This window comes from Providencia sp. Marseille-Q8014, from assembly GCF_965112055.1.
Window position 1 is genome coordinate 49,557 of sequence record NZ_CBCOPT010000001.1, and the last position, 18,657, is coordinate 68,213.

Genomic DNA, 18,657 nt, shown 5'->3' on the forward strand with positions numbered 1-18,657 from the left:
TTTTTATACCCATTTTTTTAGATAAAATAAATGTGAAAGTGTTTTTTTAATGAAGTATATTGAATTCAACCCCTGTTTTGTTGCTTAATCTACACATCGGCTAACGCAGCTAACAAATTATGGGTGAATACAATGGACAAATCATTTATCGAACAACAGCAACAAATCAGCTTTGTAAAATCTTATTTTTCACGTTTACTTGAAAAAGAACTTGGCTTGATTGAAGTTCAAGGTCCTATCTTAAGTCGTTTAGGTGATGGTACTCAGGACAACTTGTCTGGCCATGAAAAAGCGGTTCAAGTAAAGGTAAAATCAATTCCGGATGCAACCTTTGAAGTGGTTCACTCCTTGGCAAAATGGAAGCGTAAGACATTAGGTCGATTCGATTTTAAGCCAGGCCAAGGTCTCTACACTCATATGAAAGCGTTACGTCCAGATGAAGATCGCTTAACCCCAATTCACTCAGTCTATGTTGATCAGTGGGATTGGGAAAAAGTGATGGGTGATGAGGAACGTACTCTTCCTTATCTGAAGCAGACAGTGGGTAAAATCTATCAGGCAATAAAACAAACAGAAGCCGCCATTAGTAGCGAATTTGGACTGGCACCGTTCCTGCCAGAACAAATTCACTTTATCCACAGTGAAGAACTGCTACAACGTTATCCTGATTTAGATGCAAAAGGCCGTGAACGTGCAATTGCAAAAGAATTAGGTGCCGTTTTCCTTATCGGTATCGGTGGCAAACTTTCTAACGGTGAAGCGCATGATGTTCGTGCTCCAGACTATGATGATTGGACAACCGAAAACGAAGAGGGTTATAAAGGCTTAAACGGTGACATCATTGTGTGGAACCCTGTATTACAAGATGCATTTGAAATCTCGTCAATGGGGATCCGTGTTAGCCCTGAGTGCCTGACTCGTCAGCTAAGCTTAACAGGCGATGAAAAGCGCATGGAGCTAGAATGGCACCAAGCATTAGTCGAAGGCAAAATGCCACAGACTATCGGCGGCGGTATTGGTCAGTCACGTTTAGTGATGTTACTGCTCCAACGTCAGCACATTGGCCAAGTTCAATGTGGTGTTTGGTCTCCAGAAACTCGTGAATCTGTTGCGGGTATGCTGTAGTTAGCGACTAAAGCGGCGCAATAACCTGCTTTTTAATCCGGTATCAAAGCGCCAGATATGATCAAATATCTTCATGATACCGGGTTTCCCATAATTTGAAACAGATACCGCATGGAAGCGGTATTTCCCTGCCTTTTGTAGTGTTCTTATTTTTTGTATTAATTCGTCAGGTAAACGTTGCGCGACAAAGTCTGAAATAATCACAGTGTCAGCATCCATCCACGATGGTGATTCAAGTTGTTTGACGGTTTCTTGTAAGCAACTAGCCAAATCAGTTCCGCCACGAAATGTCTGATGCAAAAAGCGCATACATTGTTCTAACCCGTCTGCGGAGACTAAGTCATAGTGAACGATTTCAGTAGAAAATAACATGATATGACATGAACGGTTATCCGCCAGCGCAATTTTTAATAATGCGAGGCAAAAGGCTTTGGCACAACGTTCATTGATTCCCCCCATCGAACCTGACGTATCAATACAGACAATGAAAGGCCCTCTAGGCTGTTCTTCATGATGATGATGAGTGATAGGGCGAAGTACTCGCCTTTCTTGCCAACTTTCCCCCTGTAATCGATAGGTCATTAACTGTTTTTCAAGCAACTTACGATAGAATTCAAACTCAACGTCTTCTAACCCCAACATAGCTAATTCTGTGGGGAGTAAGCGTAAAATATCATCACTTTGATTAAGTCCATTGACTTGCTCAGGTACCGTTTCTGGTACTTTTTCTAAGAGGGTCATCGGTTCGAGAAGTACGCTATTTTCAGGTAATGAACGCGCAGATTGGCTACGACCTAATAGTTGAGCTATTTTTTCCAATTCAGGCTGTTGGCGTAAAAAATCACTGTAGTGGTTCAATAACTTATCATTATAGACTGATGCGGTATTGAGCCCTTTGCTTAAATCCCATAGCCGGCCCGCTGCTCGTTCATTCTCACCGAGAATTTCTTCTAGATTACCACTTAGTGCAAGTCGCCTTTGTAATTCAGCTAATAATTGTTCTTTTTCTTGTTCTAACAACTCTTTATGTAATGTTGTGACTTGTAAGATTAAATTAATACGCCAACGCTGAATGAATAGGCTTTGTCTCGCACTATAATTATCAATTTTACCCGTCGCTAGTTTGCGGGCTTCTGGATAAAAAGGTGAATCTAACTGCTCTAGTTTTGTGATTAAATCCGGTAATTGGTTAAAAAACAGCTCAGTTGCCTGACCTAGAGCGCGTTGGTAAAGTTGAAACTCCTCAGCGAGTTGAGCAGGCACTAAGGCATCTTGCAGCTTTTGTTTAAGATCTTTTTTCCATTCCGATAAATCTTTTAATAGTGCTTTCTTGAGCCGAGGATGTTTTTCAAAGAAAACGGCTAATTGCGGTGTGGCGAGAAGCGATATAATGATCTCTTCGATTAATTGGCTTTCATTAACTGAAAGCAATAGGTCTAGCGTGGCTAAACTCAGCATGGTTAATCCACCACTTTACCTATGATTTGGTTACGCAAATGAGTTAATTTCTCCGTTAACTTAATAAAGCTCTCTTCTATGCCAGCCAGCCACTTTGATTCAATAAATAAATTGGGTTGTTGTTTTTCAAATTGGTAACGTGCCGATTGAATATCTTGTTGGATTTTATCTAGTTTTTCTAGCCATACTTGATTATCTGTTTTATCACTGCGGGTTGTTAACGCCTGTAGATAGAGGGTTGAAGCTTGATGGCTAACATCCAATAACTGAATTTGATTCATATTGTTTATTTCAGCTGCAATTTCTTGTGCGAACCCAATACCATTAAGATGAGCTGATAGGGTTGTGCCTTTAGTGAGAAAATGAGTGAGCGATTTTTTATCTGTAGTAATAAATGTCACTTTTATATCATGCAATTGCAGGGGCTTATGCAGAAACAGTGTTAAACGACCCTCTTTGATCTCTTCAGGCAACGTATAGGTAGGGCGGCGAGCAAACATCGCCGTGCTTTTAGTGACTTTAAAGGCATTTTGGTTATTTTGTTCTTGTGTTGATGATGTCCATTCTTGATAGAGCATTTCCATTTCACGAGTGTATTTTCTTTGCTGCCAACCATCTTCCTCTAATATTGATTTGATTAGCTGAGGCAATGTATTCATTGATTGCATGTCATGCCATAAACAATCTTTCAGTAGCACAATATCAAGAGGCGAAACTTCACTTCTACCATTAAAAAATGCGCTTGCTTGTAATAAATAAACGGCTTTTTTCCAACGCCTATCAGATACATAAAGCTGTTTATCCGTGACATCTAATTGTTGGCGAAGCTGATAAATGAGTTCAAAACAATGATCGGGCAGCGTTATTTTTGGTATGTGTTGCTGCCACTCAGCATATTCATCATCACTGATTTTTAAATGATCAGGTACGAGTGATTCCTCTTTTGGCGGTTTACCGGTTAATAGCGCTCTAAAATTTTGTTTTTCTTGTACTTTATCGAGCCAGATACGAATAAGCATTCTATCAAATAAGGCTTCTAAGCTATTATCTGCATCGGGAAGTTCGTTAGATGCGGTCACTAATAAACGCATTGGAATAGCGCTTTCATCATCACCATTTCGAAATTTTCGCTCGTTGATTGCCGTTAAGAGCGTATTCAAAATAGCGGGGCCGGCTTTCCAAATCTCATCAAGAAAAACAACTTCAGAATCGGGTAAATAGCCTTTTGTCAGTCGTTGATAGCGCCCTTCATCCTTAAGAGCTTGTATGGATAATGGACCAAAAATTTCTTCAGGAGTCGAAAAACGCGTCATCAAATATTCGAATGCATTAGCATGACGAAAAGCATACTTCATACGGCGAGCTATCAAGCTTTTAGCGATACCTGGAGGACCTAAAAGAAAAACGCTCTCGCCACTTAATGTGGCCAATAAGCATAAACGTATCGTTTGCTGGCGTTCATACAGTCCACTTTCAAGATAGTTACTCAGTTGGGCAATTCGTTCCGCTAGCTGCATATTGGTTCCTTTATGATTACTTAGGCAACATCTCGTCATACTTCAAGTTATCGCTTTGTTAGCTGTTCGTATTATGCATAGAGAGTGAGCCACTCATTGACGAATTAACTGCTTCTCGAATTATTGAGAGTATATATTGTTAGGTTATCTATCCTGAGATAATTTGTGCAATGTCTTTTGTTATTTTTTCTTTGATTCCTAATAGTGAATCACAAAAACGATTCAGCTTTAACTAATTCAATAAGTTCACCTTTCTATCTTTTTTCCCTGTTAACGAAACGTTTCGATAGCGATCACAAATCTTAGTCAATAACGTTGAGTTGTTGACTTTCTTATCTATATTAGATTGAGCGAAACGTTTCGCTCAGACAGGAACAGTGGAAACAATGAAAAAAGGTATTTTGCTTAATTCCAATATTACGTCAGTCATCGCCAAGTTGGGCCATACTGATCATATTGCCATCGCTGATGCAGGGTTACCTATACCACAACAAGTTGAGCGTATTGATTTAGCCATCACACAAGGATTACCCGATTTTATGTCTGTACTGAGTGTTGTTACTCAGGAAATGCAGGTTGAAAAAGTGATTCTGGCTGAAGAAATTATGACGGTAAATCAAAAAATGGAGCAAGCCATATTAGCACACCTGAAAGCATTAGAGCTTACGCAAGGAAAGCCAATCGAAGTGGAATATTGTCGTCATGAACACTTTAAAAAAATGACGCACGATAGCAAAGCGGTGATTAGAACAGGAGAGTGTTCACCTTTTGCGAATGTGATCCTCTGTTCCGGTGTGACCTTCTGAGGTGTGTATGCAACCTTTATTAGAACTTATCGGTATTGAAAAATCTTTTCCGGGTGTAAAAGCGCTAAATGGTGCTTCACTTAATGTCTACCCAGGAAAAGTCATGGCGCTGGTTGGGGAAAATGGTGCCGGCAAATCAACCATGATGAAAGTACTCACAGGAATTTATAGTAAAGACGCAGGTGCTATTCGTTATTTAGGGAAAGAGGTTACATTTCATGGCCCTAAAAACTCTCAAGAAGCAGGGATTGGTATCATTCACCAAGAACTTAATCTGATACCTGAACTTTCTATTGCCGAAAATATTTTTCTTGGCCGCGAGTTTGTGAGTCGATTCGGTAAAATTGACTGGAAAACCCTATTTAGTGAGTCTGATAAGTTACTAAAACGTCTTAACCTTGATTATGACAGCCATCAATTGATTGCTGAATTATCAATTGGCGAACAACAAATGGTTGAGATAGCAAAAGTCTTAAGCTTTGAATCTAAAGTCATCATCATGGATGAACCGACCGATGCGCTTACTGATACAGAAACGGCATCACTCTTTCGCGTTATTGAAGAATTAAAAGGACAAGGGTGCGGGATTGTTTATATCTCTCACCGCTTAAAAGAAATTTTTGAAATTTGCGATGATGTAACTGTGTTTCGCGATGGGCAATTTATCGGCGAAAAAAGTGTAAAAACGTTAAAAGAAGAAACGCTCATAGAGATGATGGTGGGGCGTAAATTAGAAGATCAATACCCGCGTATTAGTGTGCCCGTTGGGGATGTACGTTTACAAGTTGAAAATCTATCAGGCCCAGGGGTCGATAATGCCAGTTTCTCATTAAGAAGTGGTGAAATTTTAGGCGTGTCGGGACTGATGGGGGCTGGTCGTACAGAACTAATGAAAATCATCTATGGTGCCGTAAAGAAAAAATCCGGTGAAGTACGCCTTGATGGCAAAAGTATCACATTAAAAACCCCACAAGACGGCTTAAATAACGGCATTGTCTATATTTCAGAAGATCGTAAGCGTGATGGTTTAGTACTAGGCATGTCCGTCAAAGAGAACATGTCGTTGACAGCACTTCGTTACTTTAGTCGTGCTGGCGGCAATCTTAAACATAAAGAAGAACAACAGACGGTCGGTGACTTTATTCGCTTATTTAATATCAAAACCCCTTCCATGGAGCAGATTATTGGCAACCTATCAGGAGGAAACCAGCAAAAAGTCGCGATTGCGCGTGGCTTGATGACAAGGCCTAAAGTCCTGATTTTAGATGAACCAACTCGAGGTGTGGATGTAGGGGCTAAAAAAGAGATCTATCAATTAATTAATCAATTCAAAAAAGAAGGGCTGAGTATCATTTTGGTCTCTTCTGAAATGCCAGAAGTGATTGGAATGAGTGACCGCATTCTGGTTATGCATGAAGGGCGTATTAGTGGTGAGTTTTCAGCTCAACAAGCCACCCAAGAAGTGTTAATGGCTGCCGCTGTTGGCAAAAATTACGGCTCAGTTCAGGAGTTATCCGTATGACATCGAATACCACAACCTCAAAACGTTGGTTCAGCAAAGCATGGCTAATGGAACAAAAGTCATTAATTGCGTTATTAGTATTAATAGCTATCGTTTCATCGCTTAGCCCGAATTTTTTCACCCTTAATAACCTGTTTAATATCCTGCAACAGACATCGGTTAACGCCATCATGGCGGTGGGGATGACGTTGGTGATCTTAACGTCCGGTATTGACCTATCTGTTGGTTCATTACTGGCCTTAACTGGGGCTGTTGCGGCATCGATGGTGGGGGCTGATGTGAATGCCTTCGTCGCCGTTGCGGGAGCATTAGCCCTTGGTGCTGCTATCGGTGCATGTACAGGTGTGATTGTGGCTAAAGGCAAAGTGCAAGCCTTCATTGCGACCTTGGTTATGATGCTATTACTGCGTGGAGTAACCCGTGTTTATACCGATGGCAGCCCAATCAATACTGGTTTTAGTGATAATGCGGATCTGTTCGGTTGGTTTGGTATCGGTCGACCATTTGGGGTTCCAACACCAATTTGGCTGATGATCATTGTCTTTGCTGCGGCATGGTATTTATTACATCACACACGTTTAGGCCGTTATATCTATGCACTAGGTGGGAATGAAGCGGCAACTCGACTATCGGGTATTAATGTTGACCGAATAAAAATTATTGTTTACGCCTTATGCGGGTTACTTGCTGCATTAGCAAGTGTGATTGAGGTTGCCCGCCTATCTTCCGCACAGCCGATGGCGGGTAATGGCTATGAACTTGATGCGATTGCTGCCGTTGTTCTCGGAGGAACAAGCCTTGCTGGTGGTAAAGGGCGTATTGTTGGCACGTTGATTGGTGCGCTGATCTTAGGTTTTCTTAACAATGGATTAAACTTATTAGGTATCTCGTCAAACTATCAAATGATTGTGAAAGCAGTCGTTATCTTATTAGCAGTGCTGGTTGATAATAAAAAGTAACCTATACCCTACAGGAATACGATGATGAAAATGAAAAAACTCGCAACTTTACTTTCAGCGGTCGCTTTGAGTGCCACCGTTAGTGTGAATGCAATGGCTAAAGAGAGTATTGCTCTGGTGATCTCTACCCTCAACAATCCATTCTTTGTGACGATGAAGGACAGCGCCCAAAAAGAAGCTGATAAATTAGGTTATGAACTCATTGTTCTGGACTCTCAAGATAATCCAGCTAAAGAGTTAGCCAATGTTCAGGACCTAACCGTTCGCGGTACTAAGCTAATGTTAATTAACCCAACAGATTCAGATGCTGTTGGTAATGCTATCGTTATGGCAAATAAAGCGAATATTCCAGTTATTACTCTTGACCGTGCGGCAAATAAAGGCGAGGTGGTCAGCCACGTTGCTTCAGATAACCGTATGGGAGGAAAAATGGCGGCCGACTTTATTGCTCAAAAAACAGGTAATGATGCCAAAGTTATCCAATTAGAAGGGATCACCGGAACTTCAGCGGCACGTGAGCGCGGTGAAGGTTTCAATACGGGAGCTAAAGAGCATAAATTTAATGTATTAGCGAGCCAACCTGCTGATTTTGATAGAACTAAAGGCTTAAACGTTATGCAAAACTTGCTAACAGCGCACCCTAGCGTACAAGCGGTTTTTGCACAAAACGATGAAATGGCTCTAGGGGCATTAAGAGCGTTACAAACCGCGGGGCGTGATGATGTGTTGGTTGTTGGCTTTGATGGTACTAATGATGGTATTAAAGCCGTTGAAGGTGGAAAATTAGGCGCAACAATCGCACAGCGTCCAGATCAAATTGGGATCGTTGGTGTACAAATCGCCGATAAAGTATTAAAAGGTGAAAAAGTTGAACCAACCGTACCTGTAGAGTTAGAACTGGTTGTTAAAAAATAATCGAAACTAAACCGCCGTTATGATTAACGGCGGTTTGCTTTATTTGCGAATATAAAGAAAAAAATGCAAAAGGAAATACATGTTATGGGCACAGCTAAACTGGTCGTTTTAGGTAGCATCAATGCTGATCATATTTTAAATATTGAGCAATTTCCGCAGCCTGGAGAAACAGTGAGAGGGAATCACTATCAAGTTGCATTTGGTGGAAAAGGTGCAAACCAAGCGGTTGCTGCCGGACGAAGTGGTGCTGATATAACATTTATTGCTTGTGTAGGTAACGATAGCATTGGGCAAAACATTAAGACACAACTAAAAAATGATAATATTAATGTTGAATGCATTGATGCGATTGATAACGAAACAACGGGTGTTGCGTTGATTTTTGTTAATCAACAAGGTGAAAATGTGATTGGCATCCATGCTGGAGCAAACGCACATTTAACAGAAGAAAGAGTTACACATTACCAACAAAAAATCATCGATGCTGACGCAGTATTGATGCAATTAGAATCCCCAATCGAAGCAGTCCAACTCGCGGCTGAAATTGCGCAAAAAAATAATACCAAAATGATTTTAAACCCAGCCCCTGCTCAAGCACTTCCTGATTCATTACTTGCTTTGATTGATGTGATTACGCCAAATGAAACTGAGGCAGAACATTTAACTGGCATTGCAGTGAAAGATGAGCAAGGTGCTCAAGCGGCAGCTCAAATTTTACATGATAAAGGTATCAGTAAAGTGATGATTACCTTAGGTGCTAGAGGTGTCTGGTATAGTGAAAAAGGTTCAACAGGGACAATTATTGCTGGATTTAAAGTTAAAGCCGTCGATACAATTGCTGCCGGAGATACTTTTAATGGTGCCTATGTTACGGCTTTGCTCGAAGGTAAAAGTGATGCAGAAGCGATCATTTTTGCGCATGCCGCAGCAGCGATTGCTGTGACTAGACCGGGTGCTCAGCCCTCTGTACCGTGGCGAAATGAAATTGATGCATTTTTAACTCAACAGGAATAACTTGTGGCAACTATGAAAGATGTTGCGCGCCTAGCCGGTGTTTCAACATCCACCGTTTCTCATGTCATCAATCAAAATCGCTATGTCAGCGAAAGTGTGACATTACGAGTCAAAAATGCGATTGAACAACTCAACTATGCTCCATCAGCATTAGCACGTAGTTTGAAAATGAATCGCACCAATACAATTGGTATGTTATTGACGACCAGTAATAACCCTTTTTATGCGGAAGTCGTTCGTGGTGTTGAACGAAGCTGCTATGAACGTGGTTTTAGTTTAATCCTTTGTAATACAGAGGGTGATCTTCAGCGAATGAACCACAGTTTAGAAACGTTATTACAAAAGCGTGTTGATGGTTTATTAATCATGTGTACGGAAGTGCAAGGGCCATCAAAAGAGGTACTTTCTCGTTATCCAGCCGTTCCAACTGTGATGATGGATTGGTCTCCATTCGAATCAGGAGGCGACATTATTCAAGATAACTCTTTCCTTGGCGGTGAAATTGCCACACGTTATTTAATTGATGCTGGATTCACACAAATAGCCTGTATTGCTGGCCCTCAGGATAAATCTCCAGCTCGAGCGCGTTTCCAAGGGTTCATGCAAGCAATGAAACAAGCATCATTAAAGATTCCGGATGAATATATTATTTTCAGTGATTTTGAATTTGCTGGTGGTTTTAATTCAATGAATAAACTGTTGGCACTTGATAATCCCCCGAAAGCTATTTTTGCAGGGAATGACGCGATGGCCGTTGGGGCTTATCAAGCCATTTTTAGCAAAGGTCTTAAAGTCCCTGACGATATTTCAATTATTGGTTACGATGATATCGATCTATCACCTTATATGATCCCGCCATTGACGACGATTCACCAACCAAAGGATGAGTTAGGTAAATTAGCAGTCGATCAGCTTATTTTTCGGATGGATAACCCTGAAGCGGACGCTAATGTTTTAGTATTGACGCCCAAACTTGTTGAGCGCCAATCAGTGAGAAGTAACTAGTTCTTATCGGATGGTTGTGACTTATTCTTTATTAAGTTTTGACCATCGCTTTTTTTCAATAATAAGAACACAAATGCGGAAACCAAGGTAATGACACCAATAGTGATAAAGGTGTAATGAAAATTATCAACGATATTTCCATTTGGTAACCCTTCATAAAAACTCAATATGGCTGCACTCACGGCAATACCAAAACTAATAGAGAGCTGCTGAGTCACCGCAAGCATACTATTTCCCGCACTAGCATTATTATCGGTTAAATCAGCTAAGCAAATGGTATTCATTGCCGTAAATTGCGTTGACATAACCATGCCGAGTATAAATAAAGGTAACACCAGTAAATAGATAGACATATTTGGCGTCTGAAGCGAAAACTGAGCGATCATGAAACTAATAATGACGGTGACGGTAAATAATGTTTTGCGATAGCCAAAGCCAGTTAATATTCGTGTTACTGCCGACTTAGCAATAATGGATCCTATTGCCATTGGTGCCATCATCATACCTGCGACGACAGCTTCATAGCCAAATCCAACTTGTAACATTAGTGGCATCAAAAAGGGAATGCTGCCGGTTCCTAACCGAGTGGCAATATTACCGCTAATACCAATACTAAAGGTGCGAGTCTTAAATAAGTTTAAAGGAATAATGGCATGTTTGATTCTTCTAGCGTGGAAGATATATAGGAATAAACAGAAGAACCCCCCTAAAACAATCGCTGCTGGGATATAGCTCGGTAAGGATTTATCACCAAATAAATCGAGACTGACAGATAACATTACAAGGCCAAAACCAAAGAGTATAAAACCAAGAACATCAAACTTACGTTTTGGCATTTTAAAGTCAGGCATCGATTTTAACGCGTATAAAATCCCTAAAACGCCAATAGGAATATTAATAATAAAAATCCAATGCCATGTCGCGTAAGTCACAAGTACCCCACCTAATAGTGGACCTAAAATTGGACCCACTAATCCAGGTATAGTGACAAAGTTTAAGATCGGAAGTAATTCACTACGTGGGTATGCGCGAATTAATGCTAAGCGAGCAACAGGCATCATCATTGCGCCACCAATACCTTGTATAACTCGCGAGATAACTAAAAAAGTTAATGAAGGTGATAAAGCACAGAGAAGGGAGCCAAAGGAAAACAGCGAAACGGCTATAATAAAAATGCGGCGAGTGCCAAATCTATCTGCAAACCAACCACTCACAGGAATAAGCAGTGCGACAGTTAATGTATAACTAACAATCGCTGATTGCATCGCTAGAGGTGAATGATGAAGACTTTTGGCGATATCCGGTAACGCCGTATTAAGAATAGTTGCATCAAGGGCTTGCATGAAAAATGCCATTGCGGCTATCCATGGAAGACCTGACATGCTTTTGGCTGTTTTTAACATCGGTAACCTATTAAAAAATAAAAGTTAAAGCAAACATAGAAAGTTATCGTGTTAGATATTTTTCCCTGTGATAGTTAATAACTTATAGCAGAGATCAAACGCTTTGGCGCTATTACCTTTTATTATGGCATTTGCCAGTTGTTGATGAGTTTCGACTTCAATAACGTCATTTTCAGTAATAGCATCAAAATAAAACTGATAAACAGAACGGAATAAATTGGCAAAAGAAATCAGAAATGGATTTGCACAAGCTTCATATATAGATAAGTGAAAGCGATGATCAACATCTATCCAACGTTGCCTATCAAATTGTTTCGCTAATAATTGCATTTCATTAGCCAATAATTTGAGTAATTTCGTTTGTTCACCTGTGGTATGTTGTGCAGCAAAGTAACAAGCCTGTGGTTCAATTGCGAGTCGCACTACATGGAAATGTTTTATCACAACGTCTTGTTCATCGCTGTTTATCCACCATTTTAGTAGATCTTGATCCAAAAAATTCCAATGAGAGGAAGGCATTACTCTTGTTCCTATCCTAGGGCGAGCAAGTAGCATGCCTTTTGCAGCGAGAATCTTAACGGCTTCTCTTATTGCAGTGCGACTGGCTTGGAATTTGTCAGATAACTCCGCTTCACTCGGTAGTATAGCGCTAGGTAAATACGTTCCTTTCAATATCTCTTGTCCTAGTTGTTCAGCAATGAGATAAGAAAGGTTCTTTTGCGAAGCTGTTTGCTGCTCACTAAATTCCATAATTGATTCCAATACATAACCTTAAGCGATTATATTACGTGAGTTAACGAATAATTGCTGCTGAAATAATCAATTCTACCGCTGTTTTAGTTGAATTTTCACCGTTTTGGTGAAAAAAAGCGCGAACGAAAAGAAAATGCAAAATAAGGGTTGCCAGAATTTTCTGACTCCCTATAATGCGCATCCGTTGTCACGACAAACCGCTTCGGTGGTCAGGTTGAAAAAGAAACCCTCGTGATGACTGAGGTGAAAAAGAGAGAAAAAGTTGAAAATAATCACTTGACTTTCTGACAGAAAAACGTAGTATACGACACCTCGCGACAACAACCTAAACGGTTAATATCGAAAGATAAAGTCGCAACGCTCTTTAACAATTTATCAGACAATCTGTGTGGGCACTCACAGGACACTATCAAAAAAATATTTGATTTTAAGTCTTGAAGAGTGACTAACACGTTAATTCATATATGAACTAACAATGTGCAATTCGATTGTGGAAGGATAACGCGAAGGCGAGTGAGCATTTCCGAGACAGTACTGAGGTACGGCGAGGAAAGCGCAGCGAAGCCGACAATGTTAGCCGAACAGAAGCGAATTGATAAACAGTTTAATTCTTTGAGCATCAGACTACTTTTAATTGAAGAGTTTGATCATGGCTCAGATTGAACGCTGGCGGCAGGCCTAACACATGCAAGTCGAGCGGTAACAGGGGAAGCTTGCTTCCCGCTGACGAGCGGCGGACGGGTGAGTAATGTATGGGGATCTGCCCGATAGAGGGGGATAACTACTGGAAACGGTGGCTAATACCGCATAATCTCTAAGGAGCAAAGCAGGGGACCTTCGGGCCTTGCGCTATCGGATGAACCCATATGGGATTAGCTAGTAGGTGGGGTAATGGCTCACCTAGGCGACGATCCCTAGCTGGTCTGAGAGGATGATCAGCCACACTGGGACTGAGACACGGCCCAGACTCCTACGGGAGGCAGCAGTGGGGAATATTGCACAATGGGCGCAAGCCTGATGCAGCCATGCCGCGTGTATGAAGAAGGCCCTAGGGTTGTAAAGTACTTTCAGTCGGGAGGAAGGCGTTGATGCTAATATCATCAACGATTGACGTTACCGACAGAAGAAGCACCGGCTAACTCCGTGCCAGCAGCCGCGGTAATACGGAGGGTGCAAGCGTTAATCGGAATTACTGGGCGTAAAGCGCACGCAGGCGGTTGATTAAGTTAGATGTGAAATCCCCGGGCTTAACCTGGGAATGGCATCTAAGACTGGTCAGCTAGAGTCTTGTAGAGGGGGGTAGAATTCCATGTGTAGCGGTGAAATGCGTAGAGATGTGGAGGAATACCGGTGGCGAAGGCGGCCCCCTGGACAAAGACTGACGCTCAGGTGCGAAAGCGTGGGGAGCAAACAGGATTAGATACCCTGGTAGTCCACGCTGTAAACGATGTCGATTTGGAGGTTGTGCCCTTGAGGCGTGGCTTCCGGAGCTAACGCGTTAAATCGACCGCCTGGGGAGTACGGCCGCAAGGTTAAAACTCAAATGAATTGACGGGGGCCCGCACAAGCGGTGGAGCATGTGGTTTAATTCGATGCAACGCGAAGAACCTTACCTACTCTTGACATCCAGAGAACTTAGCAGAGATGCTTTGGTGCCTTCGGGAACTCTGAGACAGGTGCTGCATGGCTGTCGTCAGCTCGTGTTGTGAAATGTTGGGTTAAGTCCCGCAACGAGCGCAACCCTTATCCTTTGTTGCCAGCGATTCGGTCGGGAACTCAAAGGAGACTGCCGGTGATAAACCGGAGGAAGGTGGGGATGACGTCAAGTCATCATGGCCCTTACGAGTAGGGCTACACACGTGCTACAATGGCGTATACAAAGAGAAGCGACCTCGCGAGAGCAAGCGGAACTCATAAAGTACGTCGTAGTCCGGATTGGAGTCTGCAACTCGACTCCATGAAGTCGGAATCGCTAGTAATCGTAGATCAGAATGCTACGGTGAATACGTTCCCGGGCCTTGTACACACCGCCCGTCACACCATGGGAGTGGGTTGCAAAAGAAGTAGGTAGCTTAACCTTCGGGAGGGCGCTTACCACTTTGTGATCCATGACTGGGGTGAAGTCGTAACAAGGTAACCGTAGGGGAACCTGCGGTTGGATCACCTCCTTACCATTGAAGTGTTCTTGTGAAGTGTTCACACAGATTGTCTGATGAAATAGAGTCAACGGTATCAATAGGCTTGTAGCTCAGGTGGTTAGAGCGCACCCCTGATAAGGGTGAGGTCGGTGGTTCAAGTCCACTCAGGCCTACCAAAATCGAATTAATACTGCGTTATAACTTAGCTCGTTTACCCGCGTAAACGTCGCCAAGTTATGCCTTGTCTAAATTCGATTTGGCTTTTAATTTCTTGATTAAAGAAAAGACGATACTGATAAACCTGTTATGGGGCTATAGCTCAGCTGGGAGAGCGCCTGCCTTGCACGCAGGAGGTCAGCGGTTCGATCCCGCTTAGCTCCACCATAATACTTTTGAATTATTCAGAATAGATTAGTTATAGTCTATTGCGAATAATTATGCTCTTTAACAATCTGGAACAAGCTGAAAATTGAAACAACGCACATTGTTTATCGCTTAAACAATGTGAGAGTCTCTCAAAATTTCAAACCTGAAATTTTCGGTCATTCAAACGAGTGGCATGAGCGAGCAGTGTGAAATTCGCGGCGTAGGAGCGCAGTCAGCGCAGCGTACATGGGTACGTGAGCATGACGAGCACCGCGCAACAAAGAATTTCACCACGCACAGCCATGACAGTTAGGTGATCGTTGAAACAATTTCGGGTTGTGAGGTTAAGCGACTAAGCGTACACGGTGGATGCCTAGGCAATCAGAGGCGATGAAGGACGTGCTAATCTGCGAAAAGCGTCGGTAAGGTGATATGAACCGCTATAGCCGACGATGTCCGAATGGGGAAACCCAGTGCAATTCGTTGCACTATCGTTTGATGAATCCATAGTCAAACGAGGCGAACCGAGGGAACTGAAACATCTCAGTACCTCGAGGAAAAGAAATCAACCGAGATTCCCCTAGTAGCGGCGAGCGAACGGGGAGCAGCCCAGAGTCTTAATCAGCATCAGCATCAGGAGAACGGTCTGGAAAGTCCGGCAGTAAAGGGTGATAGCCCCGTATCCGAAGGTGTTGGTGTTGTGAACTCGACGAGTAGGGCGGGACACGTGTTATCCTGTCTGAATATGGGGGGACCATCCTCCAAGGCTAAATACTCCTGATTGACCGATAGTGAACCAGTACCGTGAGGGAAAGGCGAAAAGAACCCCGGCGAGGGGAGTGAAATAGAACCTGAAACCGTGTACGTACAAGCAGTGGGAGCCCCATCACTCAAGTGCCTCGGCAATTGAGTGAGGGTTTAAACAACCACCACAAGAACAGCGCAGGATTTGCAAACAAGATTGGCTGATTTTTTCAAGCCGCAGCGCAGTGTACATAGAAGTACACGAGCAGCGGAAGTTAAAAAATCGGGCAAGATTGGCCGCAAAGACAAGCGGGACATTTGAGGATGGGGTGACTGCGTACCTTTTGTATAATGGGTCAGCGACTTATATTCTGTAGCAAGGTTAACCGTATAGGGGAGCCGTAGGGAAACCGAGTCTTAACTGGGCGATTAAGTTGCAGGGTATAGACCCGAAACCCGGTGATCTAGCCATGGGCAGGTTGAAGGTTGGGTAACACTAACTGGAGGACCGAACCGACTAATGTTGAAAAATTAGCGGATGACTTGTGGCTGGGGGTGAAAGGCCAATCAAACCGGGAGATAGCTGGTTCTCCCCGAAAGCTATTTAGGTAGCGCCTCGTGAACTCATCTTCGGGGGTAGAGCACTGTTTCGGCTAGGGGGTCATCCCGACTTACCAACCCGATGCAAACTACGAATACCGAAGAATGTTATCACGGGAGACACACGGCGGGTGCTAACGTTCGTCGTGAAGAGGGAAACAACCCAGACCGCCAGCTAAGGTCCCAAAGTCATGGTTAAGTGGGAAACGAAGTGGGAAGGCTCAGACAGCCAGGATGTTGGCTTAGAAGCAGCCATCATTTAAAGAAAGCGTAATAGCTCACTGGTCGAGTCGGCCTGCGCGGAAGATGTAACGGGGCTAAACCATGCACCGAAGCTGCGGCAGCGACATGTAAATGTTGTTGGGTAGGGGAGCGTTCTGTAAGCCTGTGAAGGTGTGCTGCGAGGCATGCTGGAGGTATCAGAAGTGCGAATGCTGACATAAGTAACGATAATGCGGGTGAAAAACCCGCACGCCGGAAGACCAAGGGTTCCTGTCCAACGTTAATCGGGGCAGGGTGAGTCGACCCCTAAGGCGAGGCAGAAATGCGTAGTCGATGGGAAACAGGTTAATATTCCTGTACTGGTGATAATTGCGATGGGGGGACGGAGAAGGCTAGGCTGGCCGGGCGACGGTTGTCCCGGTTTAAGGATGTAGGCAGGTGAATTAGGCAAATCCGGTTCACTACATGCTGAGGTCTGATGACGAGTCACTACGGTGGCGAAGTAGCTCATGCCCCGCTTCCAGGAAAAGCCTCTAAGCTCTAGATTATCATTAATCGTACCCCAAACCGACACAGGTGGTCAGGTAGAGAATACTCAGGCGCTTGAGAGAACTCGGGTGAAGGAACTAGGCAAAATGGTGCCGTAACTTCGGGAGAAGGCACGCTGGCGCTAGGTGAAGTCCCTTGCGGATGGAGCTGAAGCCAGTCGCAGATACCAGCTGGCTGCAACTGTTTATTAAAAACACAGCACTGTGCAAACACGAAAGTGGACGTATACGGTGTGACGCCTGCCCGGTGCTGGAAGGTTAATTGATGGGGTTATCCGTAAGGAGAAGCTCTTGATCGAAGCCCCAGTAAACGGCGGCCGTAACTATAACGGTCCTAAGGTAGCGAAATTCCTTGTCGGGTAAGTTCCGACCTGCACGAATGGCGTAATGATGGCCAGGCTGTCTCCACCCGAGACTCAGTGAAATTGAACTCGCTGTGAAGATGCAGTGTACCCGCGGCAAGACGGAAAGACCCCGTGAACCTTTACTATAGCTTGACACTGAACATTGAGCCTTGATGTGTAGGATAGGTGGGAGGCTTTGAAGTGTGGACGCCAGTCTGCATGGAGCCAACCTTGAAATACCACCCTTTAATGTTTGATGTTCTAACGTGGCCCCATCATCTGGGGTGCGGACAGTGTCTGGTGGGTAGTTTGACTGGGGCGGTCTCCTCCCAAAGAGTAACGGAGGAGCACGAAGGTTGGCTAAGCATGGTCGGACATCATGCGGTTAGTGCAAAGGCATAAGCCAGCTTGACTGCGAGAGTGACGGCTCGAGCAGGTACGAAAGTAGGTCTTAGTGATCCGGTGGTTCTGAATGGAAGGGCCATCGCTCAACGGATAAAAGGTACTCCGGGGATAACAGGCTGATACCGCCCAAGAGTTCATATCGACGGCGGTGTTTGGCACCTCGATGTCGGCTCATCACATCCTGGGGCTGAAGTAGGTCCCAAGGGTATGGCTGTTCGCCATTTAAAGTGGTACGCGAGCTGGGTTTAGAACGTCGTGAGACAGTTCGGTCCCTATCTGCCGTGGGCGTTGGAAGATTGAAAGGGGCTGCTCCTAGTACGAGAGGACCGGAGTGGACGCACCACTGGTGTTCGGGTTGTCATGCCAATGGCACTGCCCGGTAGCTAAGTGCGGAAGAGATAACCGCTGAAAGCATCTAAGCGGGAAACTTGCCTTGAGATGAGTCTTCCCTGACTCTTTAAGGGTCCTAAAGGAACGTTTAAGACTAAGACGTTGATAGGCTGGGTGTGTAAGCGTAGCGATACGTTGAGCTAACCAGTACTAATGAACCGTGAGGCTTAACCTGACAACACCGAAGGTGTTTTAGAGAGAACGTTGTGAAGCGCACACAGAGTGCGAGAAATTAGCTTGTTCAAGATTGCTGTTCTGGTTGGTGGAAGCCGACGGGAACAAAAACCGAATTTGTCTGGCGGCAATAGCGCGGTGGTCCCACCTGACCCCATGCCGAACTCAGCAGTGAAACGCCGTAGCGCCGATGGTAGTGTGGGGTCTCCCCATGTGAGAGTAGGGAACTGCCAGACATCAAATTAGTGA

General features: G+C 43.7%; 11 protein-coding genes, 2 tRNA genes and 3 rRNA genes. 12 read left to right on the forward strand and 4 right to left on the reverse strand.

Annotated features, from left to right (window positions below; all coding sequences use genetic code 11):
• The first annotated feature begins 132 nt into the window (after positions 1 to 132).
• The gene (gene asnA / locus ACWPW6_RS00195) at positions 133 to 1,125 is read left to right on the forward strand and encodes an aspartate--ammonia ligase (protein WP_154625034.1); all 993 of its coding nucleotides are present in this window, start codon (positions 133 to 135) and stop codon (positions 1,123 to 1,125) included.
• On the opposite strand, the gene viaA is transcribed toward asnA, so the two are convergent.
• Positions 1,126 to 2,583: an ATPase RavA stimulator ViaA gene (gene viaA / locus ACWPW6_RS00200; protein ID WP_163860458.1), complete on the reverse strand. Its 1,458-nt coding sequence runs from the start codon at positions 2,581 to 2,583 to the stop codon at positions 1,126 to 1,128. It abuts the gene before it with no gap.
• Positions 2,584 to 2,585: 2 nt separating this feature from the next.
• The gene (gene ravA / locus ACWPW6_RS00205; protein ID WP_154625036.1) at positions 2,586 to 4,100 is read right to left on the reverse strand and encodes an ATPase RavA; all 1,515 of its coding nucleotides are present in this window, start codon (positions 4,098 to 4,100) and stop codon (positions 2,586 to 2,588) included.
• A gap of 386 nt (positions 4,101 to 4,486) precedes the next feature.
• Between ravA and rbsD the strand changes: the two genes are divergently transcribed.
• The 6 genes from rbsD to rbsR all read left to right on the forward strand — a co-directional run bounded on the left by rbsD (position 4,487) and on the right by rbsR (position 10,321).
• Positions 4,487 to 4,906 (forward strand): D-ribose pyranase, encoded by a 420-nt coding sequence (rbsD, locus tag ACWPW6_RS00210; RefSeq protein WP_154625037.1) that lies wholly within the window; start codon positions 4,487 to 4,489, stop codon positions 4,904 to 4,906.
• A gap of 7 nt (positions 4,907 to 4,913) precedes the next feature.
• Positions 4,914 to 6,428 (forward strand): ribose ABC transporter ATP-binding protein RbsA, encoded by a 1,515-nt coding sequence (rbsA, locus tag ACWPW6_RS00215; RefSeq protein ID WP_249999563.1) that lies wholly within the window; start codon positions 4,914 to 4,916, stop codon positions 6,426 to 6,428.
• Entirely contained in the window at positions 6,425 to 7,387 is a 963-nt protein-coding gene (rbsC, locus tag ACWPW6_RS00220; RefSeq protein ID WP_154625039.1) for a ribose ABC transporter permease, read from the forward strand. The genes rbsA and rbsC overlap by 4 nt, the downstream gene beginning before the upstream one ends.
• Before the next feature lie 24 nt (positions 7,388 to 7,411).
• Positions 7,412 to 8,302, forward strand: coding sequence for a ribose ABC transporter substrate-binding protein RbsB (rbsB, locus tag ACWPW6_RS00225; protein WP_154625043.1), 891 nt, complete (start codon positions 7,412 to 7,414; stop codon positions 8,300 to 8,302).
• Positions 8,303 to 8,386: 84 nt separating this feature from the next.
• Entirely contained in the window at positions 8,387 to 9,316 is a 930-nt protein-coding gene (gene rbsK, locus ACWPW6_RS00230; protein ID WP_249999565.1) for a ribokinase, read from the forward strand.
• A gap of 3 nt (positions 9,317 to 9,319) precedes the next feature.
• Positions 9,320 to 10,321 (forward strand): ribose operon transcriptional repressor RbsR, encoded by a 1,002-nt coding sequence (rbsR, locus tag ACWPW6_RS00235; protein ID WP_167520906.1) that lies wholly within the window; start codon positions 9,320 to 9,322, stop codon positions 10,319 to 10,321.
• On the opposite strand, the gene mdtD is transcribed toward rbsR, so the two are convergent.
• Together mdtD and ACWPW6_RS00245 are read right to left on the reverse strand one after the other, a co-directional pair.
• Complete coding sequence (mdtD, locus tag ACWPW6_RS00240; protein WP_249999567.1) at positions 10,318 to 11,724, reverse strand: multidrug transporter subunit MdtD; 1,407 nt, start codon at positions 11,722 to 11,724, stop codon at positions 10,318 to 10,320. The two genes, rbsR and mdtD, sit on opposite strands and share 4 nt — an antisense overlap.
• Before the next feature lie 51 nt (positions 11,725 to 11,775).
• Positions 11,776 to 12,474, reverse strand: a complete 699-nt coding sequence (locus tag ACWPW6_RS00245; RefSeq protein ID WP_249999569.1) for a FadR/GntR family transcriptional regulator — start codon at positions 12,472 to 12,474, stop codon at positions 11,776 to 11,778.
• A 634-nt stretch (positions 12,475 to 13,108) separates the two neighbouring features.
• Here ACWPW6_RS00245 and ACWPW6_RS00250 point away from each other — a divergent pair.
• From ACWPW6_RS00250 to rrf, 5 genes are all read left to right on the forward strand, one after another.
• Positions 13,109 to 14,648 (forward strand): 16S ribosomal RNA (locus tag ACWPW6_RS00250).
• Between the two features lie 66 nt (positions 14,649 to 14,714).
• A tRNA-Ile gene (locus ACWPW6_RS00255) sits at positions 14,715 to 14,791 on the forward strand.
• 132 nt (positions 14,792 to 14,923) lie between these two features.
• A tRNA-Ala gene (locus ACWPW6_RS00260) sits at positions 14,924 to 14,999 on the forward strand.
• Positions 15,000 to 15,323: 324 nt separating this feature from the next.
• A 23S ribosomal RNA gene (locus ACWPW6_RS00265) occupies positions 15,324 to 18,409 on the forward strand.
• A gap of 119 nt (positions 18,410 to 18,528) precedes the next feature.
• Positions 18,529 to 18,644 (forward strand): 5S ribosomal RNA (rrf, locus tag ACWPW6_RS00270).
• The 16S, 23S and 5S rRNA genes sit together here with 2 tRNA genes alongside, the layout of an rRNA operon.
• Positions 18,645 to 18,657: the final 13 nt, after the last annotated feature.

Coding starts and splice junctions, on each gene's coding strand:
- rbsB (WP_154625043.1), top strand. CDS start 7,412: ATGAAAATGAAAAAACTCGCAACTTTACTTTCAGCGGTCGCTTTGAGT.
- ACWPW6_RS00245 (WP_249999569.1), bottom strand. CDS start 12,474: ATGGAATTTAGTGAGCAGCAAACAGCTTCGCAAAAGAACCTTTCTTAT.
- viaA (WP_163860458.1), bottom strand. CDS start 2,583: ATGCTGAGTTTAGCCACGCTAGACCTATTGCTTTCAGTTAATGAAAGC.
- mdtD (WP_249999567.1), bottom strand. CDS start 11,724: ATGTTAAAAACAGCCAAAAGCATGTCAGGTCTTCCATGGATAGCCGCA.
- rbsA (WP_249999563.1), top strand. CDS start 4,914: ATGCAACCTTTATTAGAACTTATCGGTATTGAAAAATCTTTTCCGGGT.
- rbsC (WP_154625039.1), top strand. CDS start 6,425: ATGACATCGAATACCACAACCTCAAAACGTTGGTTCAGCAAAGCATGG.
- rbsD (WP_154625037.1), top strand. CDS start 4,487: ATGAAAAAAGGTATTTTGCTTAATTCCAATATTACGTCAGTCATCGCC.
- rbsK (WP_249999565.1), top strand. CDS start 8,387: ATGGGCACAGCTAAACTGGTCGTTTTAGGTAGCATCAATGCTGATCAT.
- ravA (WP_154625036.1), bottom strand. CDS start 4,100: ATGCAGCTAGCGGAACGAATTGCCCAACTGAGTAACTATCTTGAAAGT.
- asnA (WP_154625034.1), top strand. CDS start 133: ATGGACAAATCATTTATCGAACAACAGCAACAAATCAGCTTTGTAAAA.